This is a genomic window from Bacteroidales bacterium (assembly GCA_013141385.1).
Classification (GTDB): Bacteria; Bacteroidota; Bacteroidia; order Bacteroidales; family Tenuifilaceae; genus UBA8529.
Genome location: JABFRB010000020.1, coordinates 15,592 through 37,947, shown reverse-complemented (window position 1 = coordinate 37,947; position 22,356 = coordinate 15,592). Strand labels below are relative to the sequence as shown.

14 protein-coding genes are annotated in these 22,356 nt (G+C 34.8%); 4 read left to right on the top strand and 10 right to left on the bottom strand.

Translation table 11 applies throughout. From position 1 onward, the window contains the following. The first annotated feature begins 250 nt into the window (after nucleotides 1-250). Nucleotides 251-1,120 (top strand): polyphosphate kinase 2, encoded by an 870-nt coding sequence (gene ppk2 / locus HOO91_12590; GenBank protein ID NOU18386.1) that lies wholly within the window; start codon nucleotides 251-253, stop codon nucleotides 1,118-1,120. A gap of 36 nt (nucleotides 1,121-1,156) precedes the next feature. Here ppk2 and HOO91_12585 read toward each other — a convergent pair whose 3' ends face one another. The 5 genes from HOO91_12585 to HOO91_12565 form a co-directional block, all read right to left on the bottom strand. Then, complete coding sequence (locus tag HOO91_12585) at nucleotides 1,157-3,484, bottom strand: polysaccharide biosynthesis tyrosine autokinase (protein ID NOU18385.1); 2,328 nt, start codon at nucleotides 3,482-3,484, stop codon at nucleotides 1,157-1,159. A 9-nt stretch (nucleotides 3,485-3,493) separates the two neighbouring features. Continuing rightward, a complete protein-coding gene (locus tag HOO91_12580) occupies nucleotides 3,494-4,258 on the bottom strand; it encodes a hypothetical protein (GenBank protein NOU18384.1) in 765 nt (254 codons plus the stop codon). A gap of 15 nt (nucleotides 4,259-4,273) precedes the next feature. Then, nucleotides 4,274-6,055: an SPOR domain-containing protein gene (locus tag HOO91_12575; GenBank protein NOU18383.1), complete on the bottom strand. Its 1,782-nt coding sequence runs from the start codon at nucleotides 6,053-6,055 to the stop codon at nucleotides 4,274-4,276. A gap of 156 nt (nucleotides 6,056-6,211) precedes the next feature. Next, on the bottom strand, nucleotides 6,212-6,622 hold the full coding sequence (locus HOO91_12570) for an acyl-CoA thioesterase (GenBank protein NOU18382.1): 411 nt from the start codon (nucleotides 6,620-6,622) through the stop codon (nucleotides 6,212-6,214). Nucleotides 6,623-6,933: 311 nt separating this feature from the next. Next, nucleotides 6,934-9,231: a M20/M25/M40 family metallo-hydrolase gene (locus HOO91_12565; protein NOU18381.1), complete on the bottom strand. Its 2,298-nt coding sequence runs from the start codon at nucleotides 9,229-9,231 to the stop codon at nucleotides 6,934-6,936. Nucleotides 9,232-9,771: 540 nt separating this feature from the next. Between HOO91_12565 and HOO91_12560 the strand changes: the two genes are divergently transcribed. Together HOO91_12560 and lysA are read left to right on the top strand one after the other, a co-directional pair. After that, a complete protein-coding gene (locus HOO91_12560) occupies nucleotides 9,772-11,109 on the top strand; it encodes an aspartate kinase (protein NOU18380.1) in 1,338 nt (445 codons plus the stop codon). Continuing rightward, nucleotides 11,103-12,302 carry a diaminopimelate decarboxylase gene (gene lysA / locus HOO91_12555; protein ID NOU18379.1) on the top strand — a complete coding sequence of 400 codons (1,200 nt, stop codon included), beginning with the start codon at nucleotides 11,103-11,105 and terminating at the stop codon, nucleotides 12,300-12,302. Before HOO91_12560 ends, lysA begins: the two co-directional genes overlap by 7 nt. Nucleotides 12,303-12,667: 365 nt before the next feature. On the opposite strand, the gene HOO91_12550 is transcribed toward lysA, so the two are convergent. From HOO91_12550 to nth, 5 genes are all read right to left on the bottom strand, one after another. After that, nucleotides 12,668-15,469, bottom strand: a complete 2,802-nt coding sequence (locus HOO91_12550; protein NOU18378.1) for a S9 family peptidase — start codon at nucleotides 15,467-15,469, stop codon at nucleotides 12,668-12,670. Nucleotides 15,470-16,025: 556 nt separating this feature from the next. Beyond that, nucleotides 16,026-16,490: a hypothetical protein gene (locus HOO91_12545; GenBank protein NOU18377.1), complete on the bottom strand. Its 465-nt coding sequence runs from the start codon at nucleotides 16,488-16,490 to the stop codon at nucleotides 16,026-16,028. Nucleotides 16,491-16,652: 162 nt separating this feature from the next. Next, entirely contained in the window at nucleotides 16,653-17,144 is a 492-nt protein-coding gene (locus HOO91_12540; protein ID NOU18376.1) for a hypothetical protein, read from the bottom strand. Nucleotides 17,145-17,680: 536 nt separating this feature from the next. Next, on the bottom strand, nucleotides 17,681-18,445 hold the full coding sequence (locus tag HOO91_12535) for a DNA metabolism protein (GenBank protein NOU18375.1): 765 nt from the start codon (nucleotides 18,443-18,445) through the stop codon (nucleotides 17,681-17,683). A gap of 779 nt (nucleotides 18,446-19,224) precedes the next feature. After that, nucleotides 19,225-19,899 carry an endonuclease III gene (nth, locus tag HOO91_12530; GenBank protein NOU18374.1) on the bottom strand — a complete coding sequence of 225 codons (675 nt, stop codon included), beginning with the start codon at nucleotides 19,897-19,899 and terminating at the stop codon, nucleotides 19,225-19,227. 376 nt (nucleotides 19,900-20,275) lie between these two features. Here nth and HOO91_12525 point away from each other — a divergent pair, with 376 nt between their 5' ends. Next, on the top strand, nucleotides 20,276-22,153 hold the full coding sequence (locus HOO91_12525) for an ABC-F family ATP-binding cassette domain-containing protein (protein NOU18373.1): 1,878 nt from the start codon (nucleotides 20,276-20,278) through the stop codon (nucleotides 22,151-22,153). Nucleotides 22,154-22,356: the final 203 nt, after the last annotated feature.

Genomic DNA, 22,356 nt, shown 5'->3' with positions numbered 1-22,356 from the left:
ATAGAAGAACAATCTGAGCATTTTCTTGTTTCAAGGTATAAGAATGTTCTACTTTTTGTCATTCACAATAAAAATATAGTTATTCCAAAATATATCTGTATCAAAACCTTATTTGGAAATAAAAACTTGTAAAGAGAGTTTTTATTCGAATGATTTTTAATATATTTATTCGAGTTATTTAAATGTTTTTCAAATAAATATCATTAATTAAATCCTATAATCATCAATTACTAACCTAAATTGAGTAGCCATGTCGAAACATAAAAAGCATCATCATAAAGATAATGATGAGGAAGGTAACCAAAAGGAACAAGGACATTATGAAGTAGTTGAATCGAAAAAGGAGAAACTGGATAAGAATTTCTATGAAAATGAACTCGAAATATTTGATATTGAACTGGTGAAACTTCAGGAATGGATTAAATTCAAGAAGTTAAAGGTTGTCCTAATCTTCGAAGGACGTGATGCAGCTGGAAAGGGAGGTGTAATTAAGACCATTACAGAAAGTTTAAATCCACGCTTCTGTCGAGTTGTAGCACTAGGCGTTCCTACCGAGAAAGAAAAATCACAATGGTACTTTCAACGTTACGTGCCACATCTACCTGCTGCTGGTGAAATGGTACTATTCGACCGTAGCTGGTATAACCGTGCAGGTGTGGAAAAAGTTATGGGTTACTGTACCGAGGAAGAGTATTTGGAGTTTTTACGCTCCTGCCCCGAGTTTGAAAGGATGCTTGTTAGATCAAATATCATACTTATTAAGTACTGGTTCTCGGTAAGCGACCATGAACAGGAGAAACGTTTCCATGATAGAATAGAAGACCCAACTAAACGTTGGAAACTTAGCCCAATGGACGTAGAATCTCGCAATAAATGGGTGGATTATTCAAAAGCCAAGGATGAAATGTTCGCACATTGCGATATAAAGCAAGCCCCGTGGTATGTTGTACATGCAGATGATAAAAAACGAGCAAGGTTAAATTGTATTAGTCATCTTCTTAGCCTTATCCCTTACGAAGATTTAACCCCAGAACCAATTAAATTACCACCACGGAAGGAAGATCATTCGTATGTAAGACCCCCAATAACCGATCAAAACTTTGTGCCAGAAGTATACTAGTATAAAATTAAACGCCCTATAAAAGGGCGTTTAATTTCAACTATCTAATTTCTTTTTCTTTTTAGAAGATCCGTAATGGTATCCATAGTCATACTTATACCCATAATAGCCATAACCAAAGTACTTTGAACTTATATCATTAGCCACAATAGCAACCTTTTTAAACTGCTTCTGTGCAATGGAAGATAATATCTTCTCAACCCCATTTATTCTACTATGATTCAACCTTACAACAAAAAGTAATAGATCCGATTGCTGAGCAAGTATAAAACTATCAGCAACAATTCCTATTGGAGGGGAGTCAATTACAACTATTTCATACTTCTCTTTTAACAAACCTAAAAGTTTTTGCATTCTTTGAGAATCTAAAAGTTCTGTAGCATTAGGAGGAACTAATCCAGAGGATATAAACCATAAATTTTCAACATCGGAATTTTGGATTAATATTTCGAAATCGCTATTATTACTTAAATATGCGCTCAAACCAACTACCGACTCGGTATTAAAGAAAAATTCCTTCTCGGGCTTCCGTAAATCGCAATTAACTAAAATTGTTTTATGTCCCGCAAGGGCAAAACTTGCTGCAATATTTCGTGAAACGAAACTTTTTCCTTCTCCTGAGAAGGTTGATGTAACTAAAACAATCTTTGATTCACCGCCACCAATTAAAAATTTAATATTTGTTCTTAATAAACGATATGAGTCAGCAAATACTGATATATGCTCCTGATTGACAATAAAAGGAGTATTTAAATCTGAATGAATTAGTTCGCCAATTACAGGATATCCTAGTTTATCAAGTTGGCTTGATTCTTCAAACCTATCAATCAACTGTGAACGGAGATAAATAAAAAGAAAAGGTAAAACTATACTCATGAAAATTGCCATCATATAGTTTAACCTTCTATTCGGGGAAACAATGCTTGCTCTATTCACAGATGCAGCATCTAGCACTTCATTCTCAGGGAAATTTGATGCAGAGGCAATCTGCAACTCTGATCTCTTGGTTAATAGGAAAGTATAAATTTCATCGTTTAACTTAAATTTTCTTTGGAATGACAATAACTCCTTCTCTTTCTCCGGAATTTTAGATACCTCGGACTGATATTTAATAATCCTCTCATCAAGGTTTTTAATAGATATTTTTGTGGAATAAATTAATCCGTTTATCGTTTCAAGAATTGCCTTTTTACGTTCTTCAATCCGGTAATCAATAGCCCCAAGCATAGGGTTATCTTTTTTCGAATTTACAGTAATCTCTGCCTTTTCGGAATAGAATTGCATCAGGTCTAATACCAATTTATTCAACACCTCGTCAGCAATCCCCATCGATGAGGGAACAACTAGTTTATTTAGCTCTAAATTTTGTGTTATTGAACTCTTTAAATAATCGTAATAGTTTAAGAATATCGAGAATTGTGCTTTATCTTTCTCGAGTCCATCAAGAAGTTCATAAGCTTTTTGAGTTTGAAAATCTAGATTTGTTGCCCCTTTAACTCTTCTAAATTCCTCCAACCTTTCCTCCGAATATCTTAACGAATCAGTTACATTTTGAAGTTGACTCTCAATAAATCTTATAGTATTTAAAGCAATATGATTTTTACGTTTAACCCCACGATTTAGAAACGATTGGGAAAGGGCATCTAAAAAATCAGCCGCTCTTTTAGGGGATTGATCTCTAAATTTAACCGTAATAGTAGATGAATATTTTTCCTCAACAAGATCAAGAGTATTAAAACCACCTATAAGGTTTTCCTTTCGGTTAAGTTTGAATTGATATTGCCTATCTAGTATTTGATTTGTATTTGGAACTATTTTAAAACGAAAAAATGGTGACTCAAAAAAATTACCAAGTTCAACAGTATCTACTACTTTTTCATCATTTTCTAAATTTATATAACTTAGAATAACATGTGATATATCCTTTGAAACAATAAAAATAGTCGCACTATTATTTTGATAGTGTGTTGAGTCAATAATAAGACGATATGGTGGAGGGTATACCAATTTGGTTTTGAATCCATCTTTATACCACCAACTAGCCTCTAAAGGAAGTTTTTGCAAGGCCTCAGCAGTTAATGAATAACACCCTAATACTTGCATCTCCTTCCTAACCTTGTAAGTATTAGGAGAAAATGCTTGGCTAACCATCATTTGAGGATCCATAAAAGTTGAACCCTCATCGTTAATCAAGATTTTTGCTTCAACTTGGTAAATTGGGGTAGAATAATTATTAAATATTAAGGCTGCAACAACAAAAATTATAATTGATGAAACAAACCAATACCAATTCTTAAATAGTACTCCTAAAACCTGTTTAAAATCAATCGAACTTTCCTCAATATCAACTTCCCCACGATTCATAATACTATTTTATTTCATAAAAATATTCCAAGCCAGTAAAACCAATGAAAGGGTTGAAATCAAAAGGTAAGGTGATGAGCCAATGTTTGTTTTTGCTTTTACAGGTTCAATGTAAACAATATCATTAGGCATCAAATAGTAATACTCCGATTCAAGAATTTTTTGATTGGTCAAATCTAGCACCTGCACCTGAGATCCTGTATCAGTCTGTCTAACAAGAGTTACCCTCATAAGATTACTAAACTCTTTTGGACCACCCGCTAATCCTAATGCTTGAAAAAGGTTAACCTGCTCCTTCTCAATTGTATATGAACCGGGGCTATTAACCTCACCTAAAACTGATACCTGAAAATTAACAAGTTTTACGGCAACTGTACACTCTTTAAAGTACTCATTAAGTGCTTTCTGTATCAGGTTTTTTGATTCTTCAATAGTTAACCCCTCAACAAGTAGTTTGTTGATAAAGGAAACATGAATATAACCATTCTCGTCAATAGTATAACTATTTAAGAATAAATATGTTGGATTCATGAGATTAGGAAAATCGCTTTGAAAAAACTTTGAGGTTTTTTCATCAACACTATAAACTTTGATATAAAGATTATCGCCTTTATGCAATTTATATGAAGATTTTCCTGGGTTATTAAATGATGCTGTATTCTCCGAAATACCCTGGAGCATCAATATCTTTTTACGGGATGCACATCCCGATATCAGTGCTGGCAATAGAATAATTATCGCCAATTTCAGAAAAAGTGTGTTTAAGTTTTTCATTGTATAATTGTTTTTCTATGGATTTACACGTAAGCCATTCTTATAGGTTGCAATAAAAGCATCCTTAACGCCTATCTTTTCAGCAACCTGTTTTGCATATGCAAAATCGGTAAAAGCTGAAATGAAATATTTGTACCAACCATCCTCAAATTTCATAGTCAAAGGATATTCAACCTTAATTACACTTTTAATAATATTTAAAGGTAACGGTTTGCGGGAAGCAGCAATCTGAATAACATATAATGCTCTTTCCTTTTGGTTAAGTTTCATTAATTCTAAAGTTTCCTTGCCAGGCCATTGAATTCTTTTTCCATTTTGGTATGGCATAACAAAAGCATTCTTTATTTTACTTGAATCACGCGCCAATTTTGCTTCATCATAGTAAAAAAAGTCACCGATTGAATACCTAAACCATCCATCCTCTTGAGAAACATTCACTGGATTAATACCGCTATAAATTTTAGAAACTATTTCTGTTGATAATGGTTCTTTTGACGCAGCAACTTGTACACGGTATACTATTGAGTATGTTGAGCTACTTCCAGTTGCAGTAATTGGTTGTTTTATACTAAAAATAGCAACTCTACCCTTGGAATTGTAACCTGAAACAAATCCTCTTACCATACAAGGCTTTAATAGATACTTATTTGCAGAATCAATTGATGCAAAATGCCCAACAAGATATTTATACCAACCGCTTTCATTTTTTTCTTCTATATCAAAACGTCCACAATTAAAATCATTTTTAAGCCTCTCTACAACTAACTGATTTCTGCTAGCGGCAATTTGAATGGTAAAATATTCAACCCCTAGGGCTTTTATCTTCGATTGAGTTGTTAGGTTTTTTATTTCGTATTGAGTATTAGGGCTAATTCCAAGTTTTTTTCCTTCTCCCTTAATAGTAAAAGTTTTATTCGATTGCTGATTATTAAGATTTTTTCCAGCAAATCTTGAATCTTTACTATCCGTGAAACTATTATTACCAGAAATTGATTGATCTTTAGAGGAATTCAATATATCTTTTTGATTTCCAAGTATATTATTTGCTAATGTACCTTGAGTTTCAAGAGTCAATTTAGGAGAATCAGTGCTAGTAGTATCCTTTTTAGCACCAAATCGATAATCTTTCCAAGAATTAGCATAAGATCTTTTCGAAAAAGTTTTCCGTTCAGAAGGTTTGTATACCCATTGATCATATGTCACTGGGTAATTTGATTCGTTCCAAACTTTCCGAAATCTTTCAATCATATCGATATTGATAACTATATCACTGGAGAAATCCGTCGGTTGGTTTAATCGTCCTGAACTCTCCCTCACACATCCAAATAGCACTTGAATTCCAAATTTCTGTAAAAGAATTACTTGATGAGATTTTTCAACGATTATTAGCGCTCTTATTATCGATTTAAATTCTGGATTTATTAAGTTTATTGTATCGGTTAACTCTTTAAAAGCACGGGATGCTTCCTCAAAATATTTTTTAGAATTATCGCGTGATATGCTATCGGATTGCTGCCATACCTCCTGTAATTTATTTTTAACAGAAACTTCAATTCTAAATATACTAACCAATTTCTCTATTTTAACCTGATTTGACAAACTATTATTGGTAGCATCATTATATAATACAACACCCTCTTTATAGGCTTGATCAATCGTATTTATTACATTTTTATTTTTTTCAGGAGTGCAATTACTTAATTCAGAAAGATGTAATTCACTTACCTGAGAAGAAGCAGAAAATGCACAAATAATATAAAAAATAGAAATATAAAATCTTTTCGTTTGTCCCACCATTAAAAAAATTTTAGCATAATAACTATAATTTACAAATATAAACTAATTCTCAAAGATGATATTAATCATCCCTGTTTTTTTTAACTGAATTTGACTTATTTTTAAGCATTAAAATATTTTCTGTCAATTCCTTTTAAACAATTTTCTTTAATTAATTTATTTGCCAAGTTCATTAAATCCTGGAATATCAATAGTTTTTATTGGTCTTCCACTTTTAAGACCAACACCTATAACCCTTGCATGAACTACAAGTTTATTTTCTGGCAATTTATAAATATCCTGTTCAAAAATCATCCTTAGGTTTCCTTCCCTGCAAGTATTTAATTTAACTACAAATTTATCATCACTTGAGAGAGAGAATTTATAGTCAATTTCTATTCTTGAAACAACTAAATCAATCCCTTTAGTATGTAAATCGGCAAAATCTATCTTTTTGGCAAGTAAAAACTGGTGGCGTGCATGCTCAAGATAGTTTAAATAAACAGCATTATTTACAATCCCCTGCAAATCACACTCATAATCTCGAACTGTAAACTCAAGTTCATATTCACAAGTAACATTACTCATTATCAATATTTTATTTTCATAAACTAGTTTCTACCTTTCAAAGGAAAATTTTAAATTTTAACAAAAGTGTAAACCATTTCTAAATTTAGGAATAATTTGAATTAAACTTTCGTACATATTCCATTTAGGGTGATTAAACACCTAAAGGATATGGCTCATAACAATTTCCTCACTAATATTTATTGACGCAAATGTAATTATTCATGTTTAAAAAACGAATATCTCCAAAAACGCTTAAAAACTCCTATAAAATTGCTATAATTTTTTGAAATAAAAGAAAATAGTAGAAGCATTATTAAACAATTGTAGATCTATATTCTCCATGTTCGTTTGATTAGAATGACATTACTAATAAAACCTTTATCGGGGATAATAGAATTGGGCATTGGTTTATAGCCTTCGAACAGGGGTAATCCTAACTTACTTTCAATTATATTAATTTCAATTTTATTGGAAAGGTTACAATTCAAGGTCAATTCCAATTCCTTCTCACTTAACCCAAAATAGTAAAAAGAATAGGAATTGGTTGAAGTATCAGCATAGAACTTTTTTGCAGTAATGATTTTACCATTAATGTTAAGTAGTGATAGTTTAACTACCTTACTAATATTTATATGGCAAATCTGAGCCTTTCTTGCTGAATTTATTATTAGATTAACTTTTCTATTGCCATCTTTTATAGAATCATAAATTACAGATAATTCTGGTAATGGTTGTGAATATACTTTAGCCTCACATTGAAGATATTTGCTACTTGAAAGTGGGAAAATATCTGGTAAAGTCTTAAATTCATTTTTGAAAAAAAATTGTGACTTCCATTCGTCAATAAATGACTCTAAAGAAAACCAGTAAGCCTCGTTTTTATCGCTATTTAAGAAATATGAAACATTGCTTTGCAATGGCTGCCACTTCGAATATGCAGAATTTAAATGCCCTAAAATAAAGTTTCCAATAAGAAAAAGAGTGATAAAAACGGGTAATATCCATCTTTTAATTTCTGACGAAATTTTTATTGGTATAACCAAATAACTAATCAAAATAGAAAGTAACGCAACACCTCCATATATTGTATCCAAACCAAATGTTATATAAATCATTTTAGTTAATGGAACTATCAAAGTAATAACTGGTATAAGGGTTATAAAATGAATTAAAAGAAATCTATGCTTTTTACTCTGCAATGAAAAATTAAATATATAGCAAATCAATAAACCACTTAGAATCAGAATCATTGGAACAATTGCTAAATATGCTCCTGTTGGAACAAAGCTAATTAAAGCAAACATCAACAAATAGTTCACTACCAACGAACCAACAAGCAAGTTTTCCTCATTTAGTTTTCTAAATAGTAGAATATATGCTGCCGCAAAAATTGCTATCGCTAAACAAGAAAAAGCAATAAAGTAATAACTTACATTATAAAAATTTGATGAGTAAAAATTTGAGTAGTGTGGGTATAGATTCTTAATTAGATTTAAAAACAACCAAGAAAATATTATAACAATAGCAAATGCAATTATAAATGATAATACGCTTAACAATATCTTAGCTATTGATATTCTGTTCTTTCGAATTCCAATTGATACTAAACAAATTAATAAAAGTGATATTATAATTACAAAAAAGAGATTATACCCTATTGGATAAATTATAAGTGAATGTCCAATCCAATTGAAATAGATTACATCCTCGGATTTTGTGCTTGATAAATTTAGGTTTCCAAAATGTTTTGCAATCCCCATTATATAACTTCCCTGATGCTGAAGACTTTTAAGGCTAAGATTTTCAGGGCTATCCGTCATACTATGATAGTTTACAAAATCATCAACATAACCAATATTAAATCCCGAAACGCCTGCATCTTTAAATGGTGTAAAATCAGAACCATTAGGTAGTAAATTGTAAATCTCATAAGCTATTGAATGGGCAATTGGGTAAGGTACCGATTTTGCATACTCCCTCATTATCCATCCATTATGTGGACTTACCTCATAAGTAATACTAGGGCCTTTTGAGCCTCTGGCTTCAATATTCAAGAGTATCCCTATGCTATCCTTAAGTAGATTTTCATTAATAAAAGCCCTCGCACCGAAAAGATCAGCCTCTTCTCCATCTGTAAATAGGAATACAATATCATTCTTAAATGTTCCTACCTGTTTTAACGCCCTTGCTGATTCAAGCATTGAAGCAACAGCTGAACCATCGTCTGCAGCACCAAGTGTATGGGGTTGCGAATCGTAATGACCAACTATAAGAACACACTTATTTCCCTCCGTCCCCTTGTGAACTCCTATAATATTATGGATATACCCTGCACTTAAACCCCTTTTGTAGTAAACAGATGTTGTTGTTTGAACAGCCACTCGCAGTCCGCGATTTTTCAATTCGTTTATTATATAGCCTTTTACCCTTTCATGTTCCTCTGTTCCAATTGAGTGGGGTTTTTGGGCAATATTTTTTACATGTTCAAATGCTCTAAGTGCTGAAAACTCCTTGTTGGACGTACTAGTGGGCAAAGGATCTGGTGACTTAAGAAGTAATAATGGAATAAATACGACAATTAAAATTCCAACTATAAATAGAGCATTTTGAGTATTAGTATTTTTCATTCTTTTAATTCTTAGAATTGGTCGAGAAATATAAGTAAAAAACAAAAAAATATATCAATCCTAAAATAAAAAGAATAAACTAAATCTATCCTTCTTTGTTAATATGCTGATATGATCAGATTACAAATCAAAAATTAATAGTAGATGGAAAAACTCATTTTTGACATCTACAAGTTTATGGTAAACGATTGCCCTTAGAGTTGATTTGAAAACTTTTTATATCCCTGATTCGAAAGGGTATACTGATTATACTTTTTTTAAATAATTTTTATTTTACGATGCTCTAATCAAAAATATTCTTAATATTGCACCGATTAAACAATCGTTTATGAACAATCGTTTGGCTATTTGCACAATAAAACAGGACTTTATGCTTAAGCAAAGCATGATGATAAAAACCATGTCTATTTGCAAAAAGTATGCGTATACTGTGCAGGCCAAAAAAAAGGATTGATGTGAAGAATTTTTAACATTAATATAAAAGTTAAGGCCTGCAGAATTCTGCAGGCCTTTTTTGTTTAACTCTTAACCTTTAATAAAATGAAAGTTTTAAAGTTTGGTGGTACTTCTGTTGGAAATGCGAGGCGAATCAGAAATCTTGCTCAGATTATCCCAACGAACGAACCAATTGTTGTTGTTCTATCGGCTATGTCAGGGACAACCAATTCCTTAATCGAAATTGTTGATGAAGCAACTAAAGGAAAAACTGAAAAGGCAATTGAACTACTAAAAAATCTTGAAGAGAAGTATTATATAACAAGTAGTGAACTTTTTCATACAGGAATGTACATAAAACGTGGGGAAGAGTTTATCAGAGATATGTTTTACAATGCATCAAAAAAAATAGCAAAAGAGTTTAGCGTTAAAAATTACAACGAGGTTGTTGCTTTGGGGGAGCTCCTTTCAACTGGGCTTTTTCAAATGTATCTCACCGAAATGGGAAAAAATTCTGCATTCATCCCTGCTTTAAGTTTTATGAGGGTTGATGTAAAACATGAGCCCGATTTCTTTTACATCAATGAGAACTTACAACGCCTTCTTGGGGCTTATATTGAAACAAAGATTTTTATCACCCAAGGGTTCATTTGCATTAATGCTTTAGGTGAAGTTGATAACCTTGGTCGTGGGGGTAGCGATTATACCGCAGCCATCATTGGCAATGTTCTCAACGCTAAGGAAGTTCAAATTTGGACAGATATTGATGGAATTCACAATAACGATCCACGATTTGTTGATGAAACAACCCCACTCCGCGAATTATCATTTGAAGAGGCGGCAGAGTTGGCCTACTTTGGAGCAAAGATTTTACACCCAGCTACTATTTATCCATGTAGCAACAAAGGTATTCCTGTGATTTTAAAGAATACCCTTGAGCCTAACGATGCAGGTACGGTTATAAGTAAGGCATACAATCCATCTGGAGTAAAGGCTGTTGCTGCAAAAGATGATATTACTGCTATAAAAATTCGTTCATCACGAATGCTGATGGCTCATGGGTTTCTTAAAAAGGTGTTTGAAGTTTTTGATGAATTCAGTACCTCTGTTGATATGATTACAACATCTGAGGTTGCCGTTTCTCTTACTATTGACAGTAAAAAGAATCTAGCCCAGATTTTGAATAAACTAAAGGAGTTTTCAACTGTTGAAGTAGATGAAAACCAGACTATCATTTGCATTGTTGGTGACTTTGTAGCGGAAAAGACAGGTTCTGCAGCAGCCGTTTTCAGTACTTTGAAAGATATTCCTGTTAGAATGATTTCGTACGGTGGCAGTAGCCATAATATCTCTATCCTAGTAAGTAGCAATCACAAAATAAACGCATTAAGGGCGATAAATAGGGTTGTAAATCAAAAATTATTAACTACAACAGAATGTTAAACCACAAGAAAATTGAGGCACTGGAACAATTTCCAACCCCTTTTTATTTCTATGATATTAATTTACTAAGAGATACTCTTAAGGAATTAAAAGAACAATCGAATAGTTTAGGTTTTACGGTTCACTATGCCATTAAGGCTAATGCAAATCATAGAATATTAAGTGAGATTGCCTCGCTTGGTTTTGGAGCGGATTGTGTAAGCGGGAATGAGGTTAAACTGGCTATTGAGTGTGGCTTTAATCCTCAAAAAATTGTTTTTGCTGGAGTTGGTAAAACAAACACGGAGATAGAGTTTTCGTTGGATAAAAATATCTTTTGCTTTCATTGCGAATCGGTTCAAGAGCTTGAGGTTATAAACCAGCTTGCAAAACAACGTTCCGTCATTGCAAAAGTTGCGTTAAGGCTTAACCCTGATGTTAAAGCGAATACACATGCCCACATCACTACAGGATTAACTGAAAATAAGTTTGGCCTTTCGACTGAGGAGGTATATGAAGTCAAAAGAATTTTGCCTGATCTTGAGAATATTTCGCTGATTGGACTTCATTTTCACATTGGCTCACAGATTACTAATCTCGAAGTCTTTAAAGAACTATCGTTAAAGGCTAATCAGCTAGAGGCAGAACTTTTCCCTGATAGTAAGTTTTCATACATTAATCTTGGAGGTGGGCTAGGAATCGATTATACAAATCCCCAAAGCAATACCATTCCTGATTTTAAGGGCTATTTATCAACCTTTAAAGATAATCTCAATAATATTCCAGAGAGGAATGTCCATTTTGAACTAGGAAGATCCGTTGTTGGGCAATGCGGTAGCCTTGTTACAAAAGTCACCTTTATTAAAGGTACATCAACACATCAATTTGCTATAGTTGATGCTGGTATGAATGATTTAATTAGACCTGCTCTTTACGATGCGAGTCATAAGATAATCAACCTCACATCAAAAGGTGAAATATCTAAATATGATGTTGTAGGCCCTGTGTGCGAATCGGCTGATTGCTTTGCAAAGAGTATCGAGTTACCTCAGGTTCAACGGGGAGATTTGCTTGCAATTCTATCGAGCGGTGCGTATGGTGAGGTGATGAGTTCAAGGTATAATATGAGGGAGATTACAGGTGTGGTTTATTCGGATGAAATAAATACAGAGAAACAAACCATAAAACGAAGTTCTAATACTCATTTTATCTAACATAAGTATAACATGCCGATCCTAAGCATAGTGTTAGATTATTGCTTTGTCATGCTGAACGAAGTGAAATCCGAAGGATTCGCTGAAAGCAACCATCTGTTTTAACGACCATTAGATCCTTCGCTTCGCTCAGGATGACAAAGGTTTCATATTACAACTCATCATCATTAAGGAAAAGGATTGAAATTTCCAGAACATACTGTTTCTTGTCATGCTGAACGGAGTGAAGTATCTATTTTATAAACTTATAGATCCTTCGCTTCGCTCAGGGTGACACCTTACATGGAACTGACATTATTTAGTAAAAACTAAGAAAGTTCTAATCTGGCAATTAGATCTATCTCCGTTTTATGTATTTTATCAGATTAATACCCCAATGTCTTTCCCTTCTTTATTGCTGGAATACCCTGTTTCAACCATTCGGGCTGAGGTGCATCTTTTAGATAATAATCGAAAAACTGTTTCATTCTAATTGTCCAATCAATTCTATTGGCGCGACGCACAAGGTTATGAGGTTCATCATTATAATTGACCATCCATACTGGTTTTCCAAGTCTACGCAATGCAAGGAAGTATTCAATTCCCTGATACCAAGGAACTGCACCATCGGCATCATCATGGCGGATAAGTAGGGGTGTATTTACCCTTGGAGCGTAGAAAAGGGGTGAGTTCTCAATGTAGTTTAAGGGCTTCTCCCAAAGCGTCCCTCCTATCCTACTTTGCTCATGCTCATACTGGAACATACGAGCCATTCCAGATTCCCATCGAATGCCACCATAAGCACTTGTCATATTTGATACTGGCGCACCAGCCGAAGCCGCCTTAAACAAATCGGTCTGAGTTACTAGGTAAGCAATTTGGTATCCTCCCCAGCTCTGACCTTGAACGCCAATCCTATCCTTATCCACAAAGCCTCTATTAACCATTGCCATGGTGCCGCTTATAATTGCATCATAAGCACTACGTCCCGGAGATCCTATCCTATATTTTATATCTGGCATAAATACTAAGTACCCATCGCTAGCATAAAGCGTTGGGCAAATAACCGAACGACCCGGTTTTGGTTCGTAGTGAACGTTTAAATTTTCCGATTCCGTCTCGTAGAAATAAACCATCATTGGGTATTTCTTACTAGGATCAAAATTATCGGGCTTATAAAGTAACCCTTCCACGCTATCGCGATTAAAATCAACCCATTTTACTAGTTCAATTGATCCCCATTGGTACTTGCTCATCTGAGGATTTGCTATTGAGAGCTGTTTTGAATCGGAGAAGGCTACATCGCTTGTCCACAAGTCCCTATACTCCTTATATGATTCTTTTTGCCAAATTAGCCTATCCGAGTTACGAGATTTTTTTAGGTTAGAGTATCTATAATCACCGCTAATCAATCTATTAATACTACCTGTGCCACCGAAGTTTATACTGTAATAACCGCTCTGCTTGTTGATCTGATTGAACATAGATATCAGCTCATCAGCATTTGCTTTAATATATAAAGATTCGGAATCAGTTTTTTTATAACGTAAAACCATCTTTGATGCACGACCTTTCCAACCTGTAAGGTTAATTGGCTTGTTCTTCCCCGTTGGATCTAATCCCCAAAGATCGAACTCATCGTAAACTACAAAAAACTTATCGCCTTCTACCCACCCAGCAAATCCGTAAGGTTTAGGTATACTTGGGGTATCATTATCTTCCTCAAAAAAGTTTACATTCGTACCTGCCGTTAGGCAAATTGAACGATTCTCCTTAACGATGTACATATACCATGCATTATCCGATGGTTGATAGTATGCCAAATAGTTTCCCGATGGTGAAAGCGATACCCTAAAAGGATTTCCCTTTAGCGCGAGTTTCTTCGCTCCTGTTTTTAAATCAATTAGATAATAATCGGAATTGATTGGTGATTCATAGGTCATCGCATACCTGTAAGGCAAATCTGTTGAACCAATTGCAAGTGGAGCATCAATTTTTGTTTCGAGTCGTACTTCGGGAATCTGCTTATCGGCAAGTTGATAGAGTTTTTTATCCTTTAAGTTGAAATAGGCAAGATATGAACGCTTCAACTCATCTTTAAGATTAAATTTTTGCTGGGTTTGAAGTAGCGTATCGGTCCAACTCCATAAATCCATAACAACCTTCTCGTCATCGGTTATTGTATCTTTGGGCTCAACTAGCTGCTTAGGTAAAGTTGATAGTATCAAGCGATTTCCTGATCGAGAAAAGTAAGGTGCTATATGCTGACTAACTACCCAACCAAGAGGCATACCAGGGGTTTGAGTCGAAATAAGCATCTCTGCTTTTCTATCCTTCGAAGGCCAATAGAATAGATCGTAATTCTTAACCTTTCCTGTATCAGCAGAAAATTGGAAAGCAAGTTGTGTGCCTGCTTCGTCAATAGCAAGGTTTTTGATATCCCCTTTTTGCTCAAATATCTTAAATGATTCATTTTTGATTTCATCAAATATCTGAACGCTAACTATGCTCAACGTATCATCCGTTTTAGTATTAAATGCAATCAAAGAACCATTTCTTGATATTGAATAATCAAGGACTCCGCTAAATTCTTTACTAATATCTTTTAAAGGGTTGAGGAGTGTTAATAATCCTGGCCTTTCCTCTTCGCTAATTTTGCGGTTTTTTTTCTTAGTTTCCGATCTCTCTATTTCAGAAGAATCAGCAGGTTGCTTATCATTCTTTTTCATCTCGGTTAATATACCAATCCAATTCCCACCTATTTCTCCAATCTTATAAGATTTTAGTTTAGGAAAAGAATATGTCTTTTTACTCTCGAACACATATACTTTAAGGGAATCTTTGGGCATATTTTCCTTTTTCTTTTTAGCCAGCTTTGCTTTTCGAACAACAGCCTTCTCAGGTTTAACCCGATAAGCAATAAAATCATTCAATGGAGAAAGAGTGGCTTTATTCCCTCTTGAAAAACTAATCCTAAAATCGCTTTGAGAATCCACTAGCCATAGATTACCGTTACCATCCTGTGGGTTGATTTCATAAGAAACCCATCTCCCATTTGCAGAAATTAAGGGATTCATCAAATCGTTCCAGTTATCATAAACATCATGTGACAATGGAATCTTATTGGTTTGGGCGTAGCTTGTAATCCAGGTAATTGCTACAAGAAAAGTGATAAGAATGTTCTTCATTTAGCTAAGGTTTACTCAATGTGTAAAAGATCAATTGAAAAACTTTAGACTTTCCTTATTAGATAGGGTTTAAAGTTAGTGTTTTGGTTTTAAACTGACTCACCCCTACCCCTCTCTTCCGGTTTAGGCCGGTAAAGAGGGGTGTGGAAGAAAGGAACGGCATGGGAATGGGGATGCTATGTTTTATGGATGATTGAGAGGACATTCCTCAGTTTAACGGGAAAAGGGCTGAAGCCCTAACTTTGCTTGCTGCTTTTGATCCCCGTCCTGAAGGACGGGGCAATGAATAAACAATGTTTGCTTTTTATATATCCGATTTGACTGAGGTTAGAACTCTTTATTTTTAATCCCAAAGGGATTGAAGGTGAATAGCCCCGTATGCAATGCGGGGTGTGGTATGAGAGAAAAAACAACCACGAAGTGGTTGAATATTATTGGTATAATGAATTCTGCAAAGGTGGTTTTTTTGTTGTTTTGAATTGGTGCGGTCAGGAGACCGCTGTTTTGTTAGGACGAAGATACGCTTCGCTAATCTTCGCCCAGCTGGGGAGACAACTTAACCCAATAAGGTTCCTATGGTTATACCAGCTCCTAAAATGCCTCCAAGCAACCACCAATATTGTTTAAACAACTCTATACGCTTTAGTTTTATCTCAAGATTGCGAATGGTTGATTCTTGTTCTCTTATTGTTTTAGTGTAATTTAATTTGTCCTTTTCTAAATCCAAAACATCTGCTTCTAGTTGACTTTTTTGTTTATTAAAGTCCTCTTCTTCAAGTATGTGTTTGTAATATGCTGAATATGTCTTGTGCTTGTCTAAAATTGAAAGTTTTTCCTCTCGCAGATACGATACATTATCCTCGTTGCGAATCCAACCGTCAGATTCAAGAATACCTATTATCCTCTTTTTCTCTTTATATTCTAAATCTGTCTTAATATGATTCAAGAAACAATAATTTGGATATGAGTTATGCAGTTCTTTAATGCTGTCGTCAGCGAATTTTAATTGATTGTCTGTCATGGTTGTACTATCTTTTTAACCTTATTTTTAGCGTTTTGCGTATTTTTTGTGTTTGGGAGATTGAAACGTTTCTTTACCCCTCGTTAATGCGAAAACTAAAGTACGAAAAACTTTGGTATCCATATCCCTGCCCAAATGGAATTTAGCGTGTGTTATGTGCAGTTATTTTTTTAATAATTTCAGAGAATCCTCTTCTTTATGCTCTTTTTCAAATTGTTTAATCTCTTCATATATTGCCTGTAATGTAGTATTATTCTCTTGTAAAATCCTCATTTCAGTAGTTTGTTTACTTTCTCCATCGACTTTTCCAGATTTAGTAATATTTAAACTTTGATATCCAATATAGATTGTAATAAAAGCAAGAATTATAGTCAAAAAAGATAAAATGCTATTAATCCGTCCAGAAATTTTGTTATCTCTTTTTAATAAAGTTATTTCCTCTTTTAGGTTTCCAATTTCAATCAAAAGATTTTTTTGTGTTCTATTACTTACTTCATTTTGTCCCAATTCCGCCATTTCTTTCCAATATTGTGGATTAGCAGCATAACTACTTGATCGACCAACTACAGTAGCCTGTATTGTACATTCTCTAATTAATTTTAATAATTCCTCATCAGATAGTTCTGTGGGATATTCTTTTGGTATTTCAGGCATAATATTTCTAAGTTTTAGTTAATCAATTATATATGCATTACTAAATTAATTTATTAAATGAGTTCAAAATACACTAAATATTTTGACGGTCGCATAATTTATATGTCCAGTCTTTCCAGATCTATACATTCAAATTTGGGTGTATAGGTCTGGTTTTTGTCATCCTTATACAAATATAGTTTTATTTAAAAATTATCATTGGGTTATATCGCTATAGAATTATAGAACATTCCTATGCCATATTCTGTAATTCATGCTGATATAATTTTAAAAATTCTGCGCTAGTGGATACGTATTTATGCAGCGGGTGTTGTTATAGCTTATTTATTTCTTCTATTGTTAAACCAGTATTTTTTGATATAATTTCTATTGGAATACCATCTTTTTTAAATCTTTTTGCAATCTCAATCGCCTTTTCCCACAGCATCACAGCAAAACAGCCCCACTGCTAAACAACCCCCATAACCCAACAACCTAACCTCTCTCAACTGTCAACTCTTAGGGACTTCTGTCTTCTGTCTTCTAGTTCACTCCCATTACAACTTCTTTTCAGTAAGATATTTCCAAAACCGTTTGGGCATAAAGTTCTGCTGGCATTTTAGGTTAGTTCGTTCCCTTATGGCAATCTGCTTGAAGTAGGTTTTCCACATTTCTTGCCATTTATCCTCATTGGGATGGGTGGCCTCTTTATTTAGCTGACCTGATACAATACTAAATGCTGGATTATCAATTGTAATTTGCTCTAGTTTAATAGTGTCGAAGAAAAAACCATAATCTCTTCTAGTGTCATAAATTAGCCAGGGTTGATCGGCAAATCTTAATCGGAAATGACCTGTAATTAAAGGAAGTACATCGTATTTAGGTGATATTGGTGCAAACCATGTACCATCGGCAGCTTGCTCAAATCGGATAAACATCACCGTATGTTGTGCCTCACGAAGAACCTTTTTCTCCAACTGGCTAACCCTTAAGACACAATCGAGGGCAAAATTGGTAGCAATATTCGCTTTTGCGGTAAAGAGTTCCCGAGTGTAGTTGGCAATTGTTATTTCAACCAAATCATCCATTGATAGAAAAGCATGGAAGAGCTGCTCGCAGGTTAACGTACCTCCTACCCTCTTGATGCCCTCCCAAACCCTTGTGGCGTTAACCTCGTTGGTTTCGACAGAGATTGTTTCTCCAAATAGGATACCCGATTGACCCGGTCGAATAATTGCATCAGGCCAAATCTTTTGGTTATATGCTTGAAAAATTATGCTAAGCAAACCGGGGAAAGTACCATCGTAAGAGAACTGAGACATTTAATTTGAAGATTTGAAGATTTGAAAATGAGATAATTTGAAAATGAGATAATAAGACAATGAGGCAATGAGACAATGGGGCAATGGGATAATACCCTTCGCTTGTCACTTTCAACTTTCCACTTTTCTCTTTCCACTACCTCTTAAACTTAATCGCAAATTGCGATAATTCGTTATTGGGTTATTTGGTTAATAGGTTATTGGGCTTGCCACTTGTCACTTACCTCTTTTCTCTTTTCTCTTTCCACTACCTCTTAAACTTAATCGCAAATTGCGATAATTCGTTATTGGGTTATTTGGCTAATAGGTTATTGGGCTTTTCACTTGCCGCTTCCCTCTTTTCACTTTCCTCTTGCCACTTGCCACTTACCACTTGCCGCTTTCCACTTTTCGCTTTCCACTTGCCACCTGTCACTTTCCACTTGTCACTTTCAACTTTCCACTTTCCACTTTTCTCTTTCCACCACCTCTTAAACTTAATCGCAAATTGCGATAATTCGTTATTGGGTTATTTGGTTATTAGTTTATTGGGCTTGCCACTTGCCACTTGCCACTTTTCTCTTTCCACTACCTCTTAAACTTAATCGCAAATTGCGATAATTCGTTATTGGATTATTTGGTTATTAGTTTATTGGGCTTGCCACTTGCCACTTGCCACTTGCCACTTTTCTCTTTCCACTACCTCTTAAACTTAATCGCAAATTGCGATAATTCGTTATTGGATTATTTGGTTAATAGGTTATTGGGCTTTCCTCTTTCCTCTTTCCTCTTTCCACTTGTCACTTGCCACTTCCCTCTTTTCTCTTTTCTCTTTTCTCTTTCATCTTACTATACTCCTTACAAAACTCCTTCACGCCGCACTCAGGGCATTTCGGTTTTCGTGCAATACATACATAACGACCATGCAGAATCAGCCAATGGTGGGCAATGGGGATTAGCTCTTCAGGAATATGTGCGACCAGCTGCAACTCCGTTTCAAGGGGTGTCTTTGCATTGTGGCTTAAACCTAACCTTTTAGCAACCCGGAATACATGCGTATCAACAGCAAGTGCTGGTTTATTAAATGCTACTGATGCCACTACGTTGGCGGTTTTTCGACCAACACCAGGGAGTTTCTGCAAGTCGTTAATATCTGAGGGAATAACACCATTAAATTCATCGACTAACATTTTAGCCATTCCCGAAAGGTGATTCGCTTTATTATTAGGGTATGAACACGATCTGATAAGCTGAAATATATCCTCAACCTTAGCCTCAGCTAAGTGCTTTGGCGATGGGTATTTTTCAAAAAAGGGAGGGGTAATAATATTCACCCTTTTATCGGTACATTGGGCTGAAAGGATTGTTGCAACAATCAGCTCATAGGGGGAGGCATGATCTAACTCCGTTTCGGCAACTGGCATTGCAACTTTAAAGTAGTCAATTATTAGTTTAAATCGCTCTTTGCGGGTCATGTTATTAATTGTTTTGATTCTTTAAAGATACATCAAAAGGGTAAACAAGTTTAGGCAATCAATGTTTTTAGCGACATCATATCTGGATCTAATAAAAATCAAACAAATAACATAAGTTACTAGTTATAATTAAAGTATAAAATTTAAGAACAAGGATTAACGAATATCGATTTCAGAAATTGTGCGAGGTTGAGTATCATAATCCTAAATATCAATATCTTGTGAATTTATATTTCATAAATCTAAAATCGTTAATCTATATTCGTTAATCAATTCCTTAAAAAATTACTATAAAGAGTAACTTGAGTTAGATAATAATAGCCTGATAAATGTATCAGCACCTCCGAATTTAACTATTTTTGCCAAAATTTTTACAATGATACCCTACCTGCAAGTTGAAGATTTAACAAAATCATTTGGTGACCTAGTCCTATTCGAAGGTATTAAATTTACTATTGGACAGGATCAAAGAGTAGGGATTATTGCCCGAAACGGTGCAGGTAAAACTACACTTCTTAGGATTTGTGCTGGTCAGGATACGGCAGATTCGGGTAATATCATTTTCAGGAACGATTTACATATCGGATACCTTGAGCAAGAACCTACACTGATTGAAACTGCATCGGTATTAGAGAATATCTTTTCATCAAATGATAGGGTTGCAAATGCAATAAGGACATACGAAAAAGCTTTGCTAGGTAACGATAAGGTAGTTTTACAGCACTCTATGGAGGAGATGGATAGGTTAAATGCTTGGGATCATGAGGTAAAGGCACGCCAAATACTATCCAAACTTAAACTTGAAGATATTAACAAACCCGTTTCGCAGCTTTCTGGAGGTCAACGCAAACGTGTTGCTCTGGCATCAACATTAATAAATAAACCTGATATTCTAATTCTTGATGAGCCTACAAACCACCTAGATCTTGACATGGTAGAATGGCTGGAGGATTATCTTCTTAAGAACCGATTTACGATATTAATGGTTACCCACGATCGTTTTTTCCTCGATAGGGTTTGTACCGATATAATTGAGTTTGATCAAAAGCAGCTATACTGGTACAAGGGGAACTATAAATATTTCCTTGAAAAAAGGCAGGAGCGGATATCTTACCAGAATGCTGAGGTTGAAAAAGCAACCAACCTTCTTAGAAAAGAATCTGAATGGATGGGTCGTATGCCTCAAGCACGAGGCACGAAAGCAAAATATAGAATTGATGCATTCTACCAACTACAGGATAAGGCCAGCCAACGACGGAACGATTCTGAGGTAGAAATAAATGTTAAATCATCGAGACTTGGCAATAAGGTTCTTGAGATTAAATCGATATCAAAACGATTTGATGAAACAATAATTCTCAAAGATTTCTCCTACACCTTCAATCGTTCTGAAAAACTTGGTATCATTGGTCGCAATGGTACAGGGAAATCGACCTTCCTTAATATAATAACAGGAAGCATCCCTCCCGACTCAGGTACTGTAGATCCCGGCGAAACTGTTGTTTTTGGTTACTACAGGCAGGATGGAATGAAAATCAGAGATGATCAAAAAGTAATTGATGTTGCCCGCGAGATTGCAGAGGTGGTTACGCTTGGTGATGGTAAAACACTTACAGCATCCCAATTTCTAAACCTGTTCCTCTTTTCGCCCGAAACACAGTACTCTTTTGTGCAAAAGCTAAGCGGTGGGGAAAAAAGGCGGCTCTATCTGCTCACAATACTGATGCGCAACCCTAATTTTCTTATTCTTGATGAGCCAACAAATGATCTCGATATTCTAACCCTTAATGTTCTAGAAGAATACCTTCAAAACTTCAGTGGAGTTGTAATTGTTGTTTCGCACGATAGGCACTTCATGGACAAAGTGGTTAATGGGCTACTGGTTTTTGATGGCGATGGTGAGGTAAGTGGATTCCCCGGAAGCTATTCAGATTATCGTGAATGGGCAAAGGAAAATGAGGAAAATCAAGCCAAAGAAGTTAAACTCAAAACCCAGCCAAAACCTGAAAGAGTTAAACCAGAACAAGAGAAGGTTAGAAAACTTACCTTTAACGAAAAAAGAGAACTTGATACCATAACAAAGGAGATTGAAGAACTTGAGAAGGAAAAAAGTTCTCTTGAATTGGAGATAAGCAGCGGTTCATTGCCACATGATGACCTTCTTAGAAAATCATCCAGATATAGCGAATTACTTAAACTTATTGATAAGAAAAGTGAACGTTGGTTTGAACTAACAGAGATAATGGAAGGTTAGAAACCATTATATTACTTTTTAGACCAAGATATATTGAGCCTTTTATTTGAATTAACGTCATCTCGATGTAAGATGTCATCCTGAGCGGAGCGAAGGATCTAATTATCTAAAGACTAGATGCTTCCCTTCGTTCAGCATGACAAGTACCAAACGAATACTATATTTAGGATCAATATCTTATGCTTACATCGAGTTCACGTTGA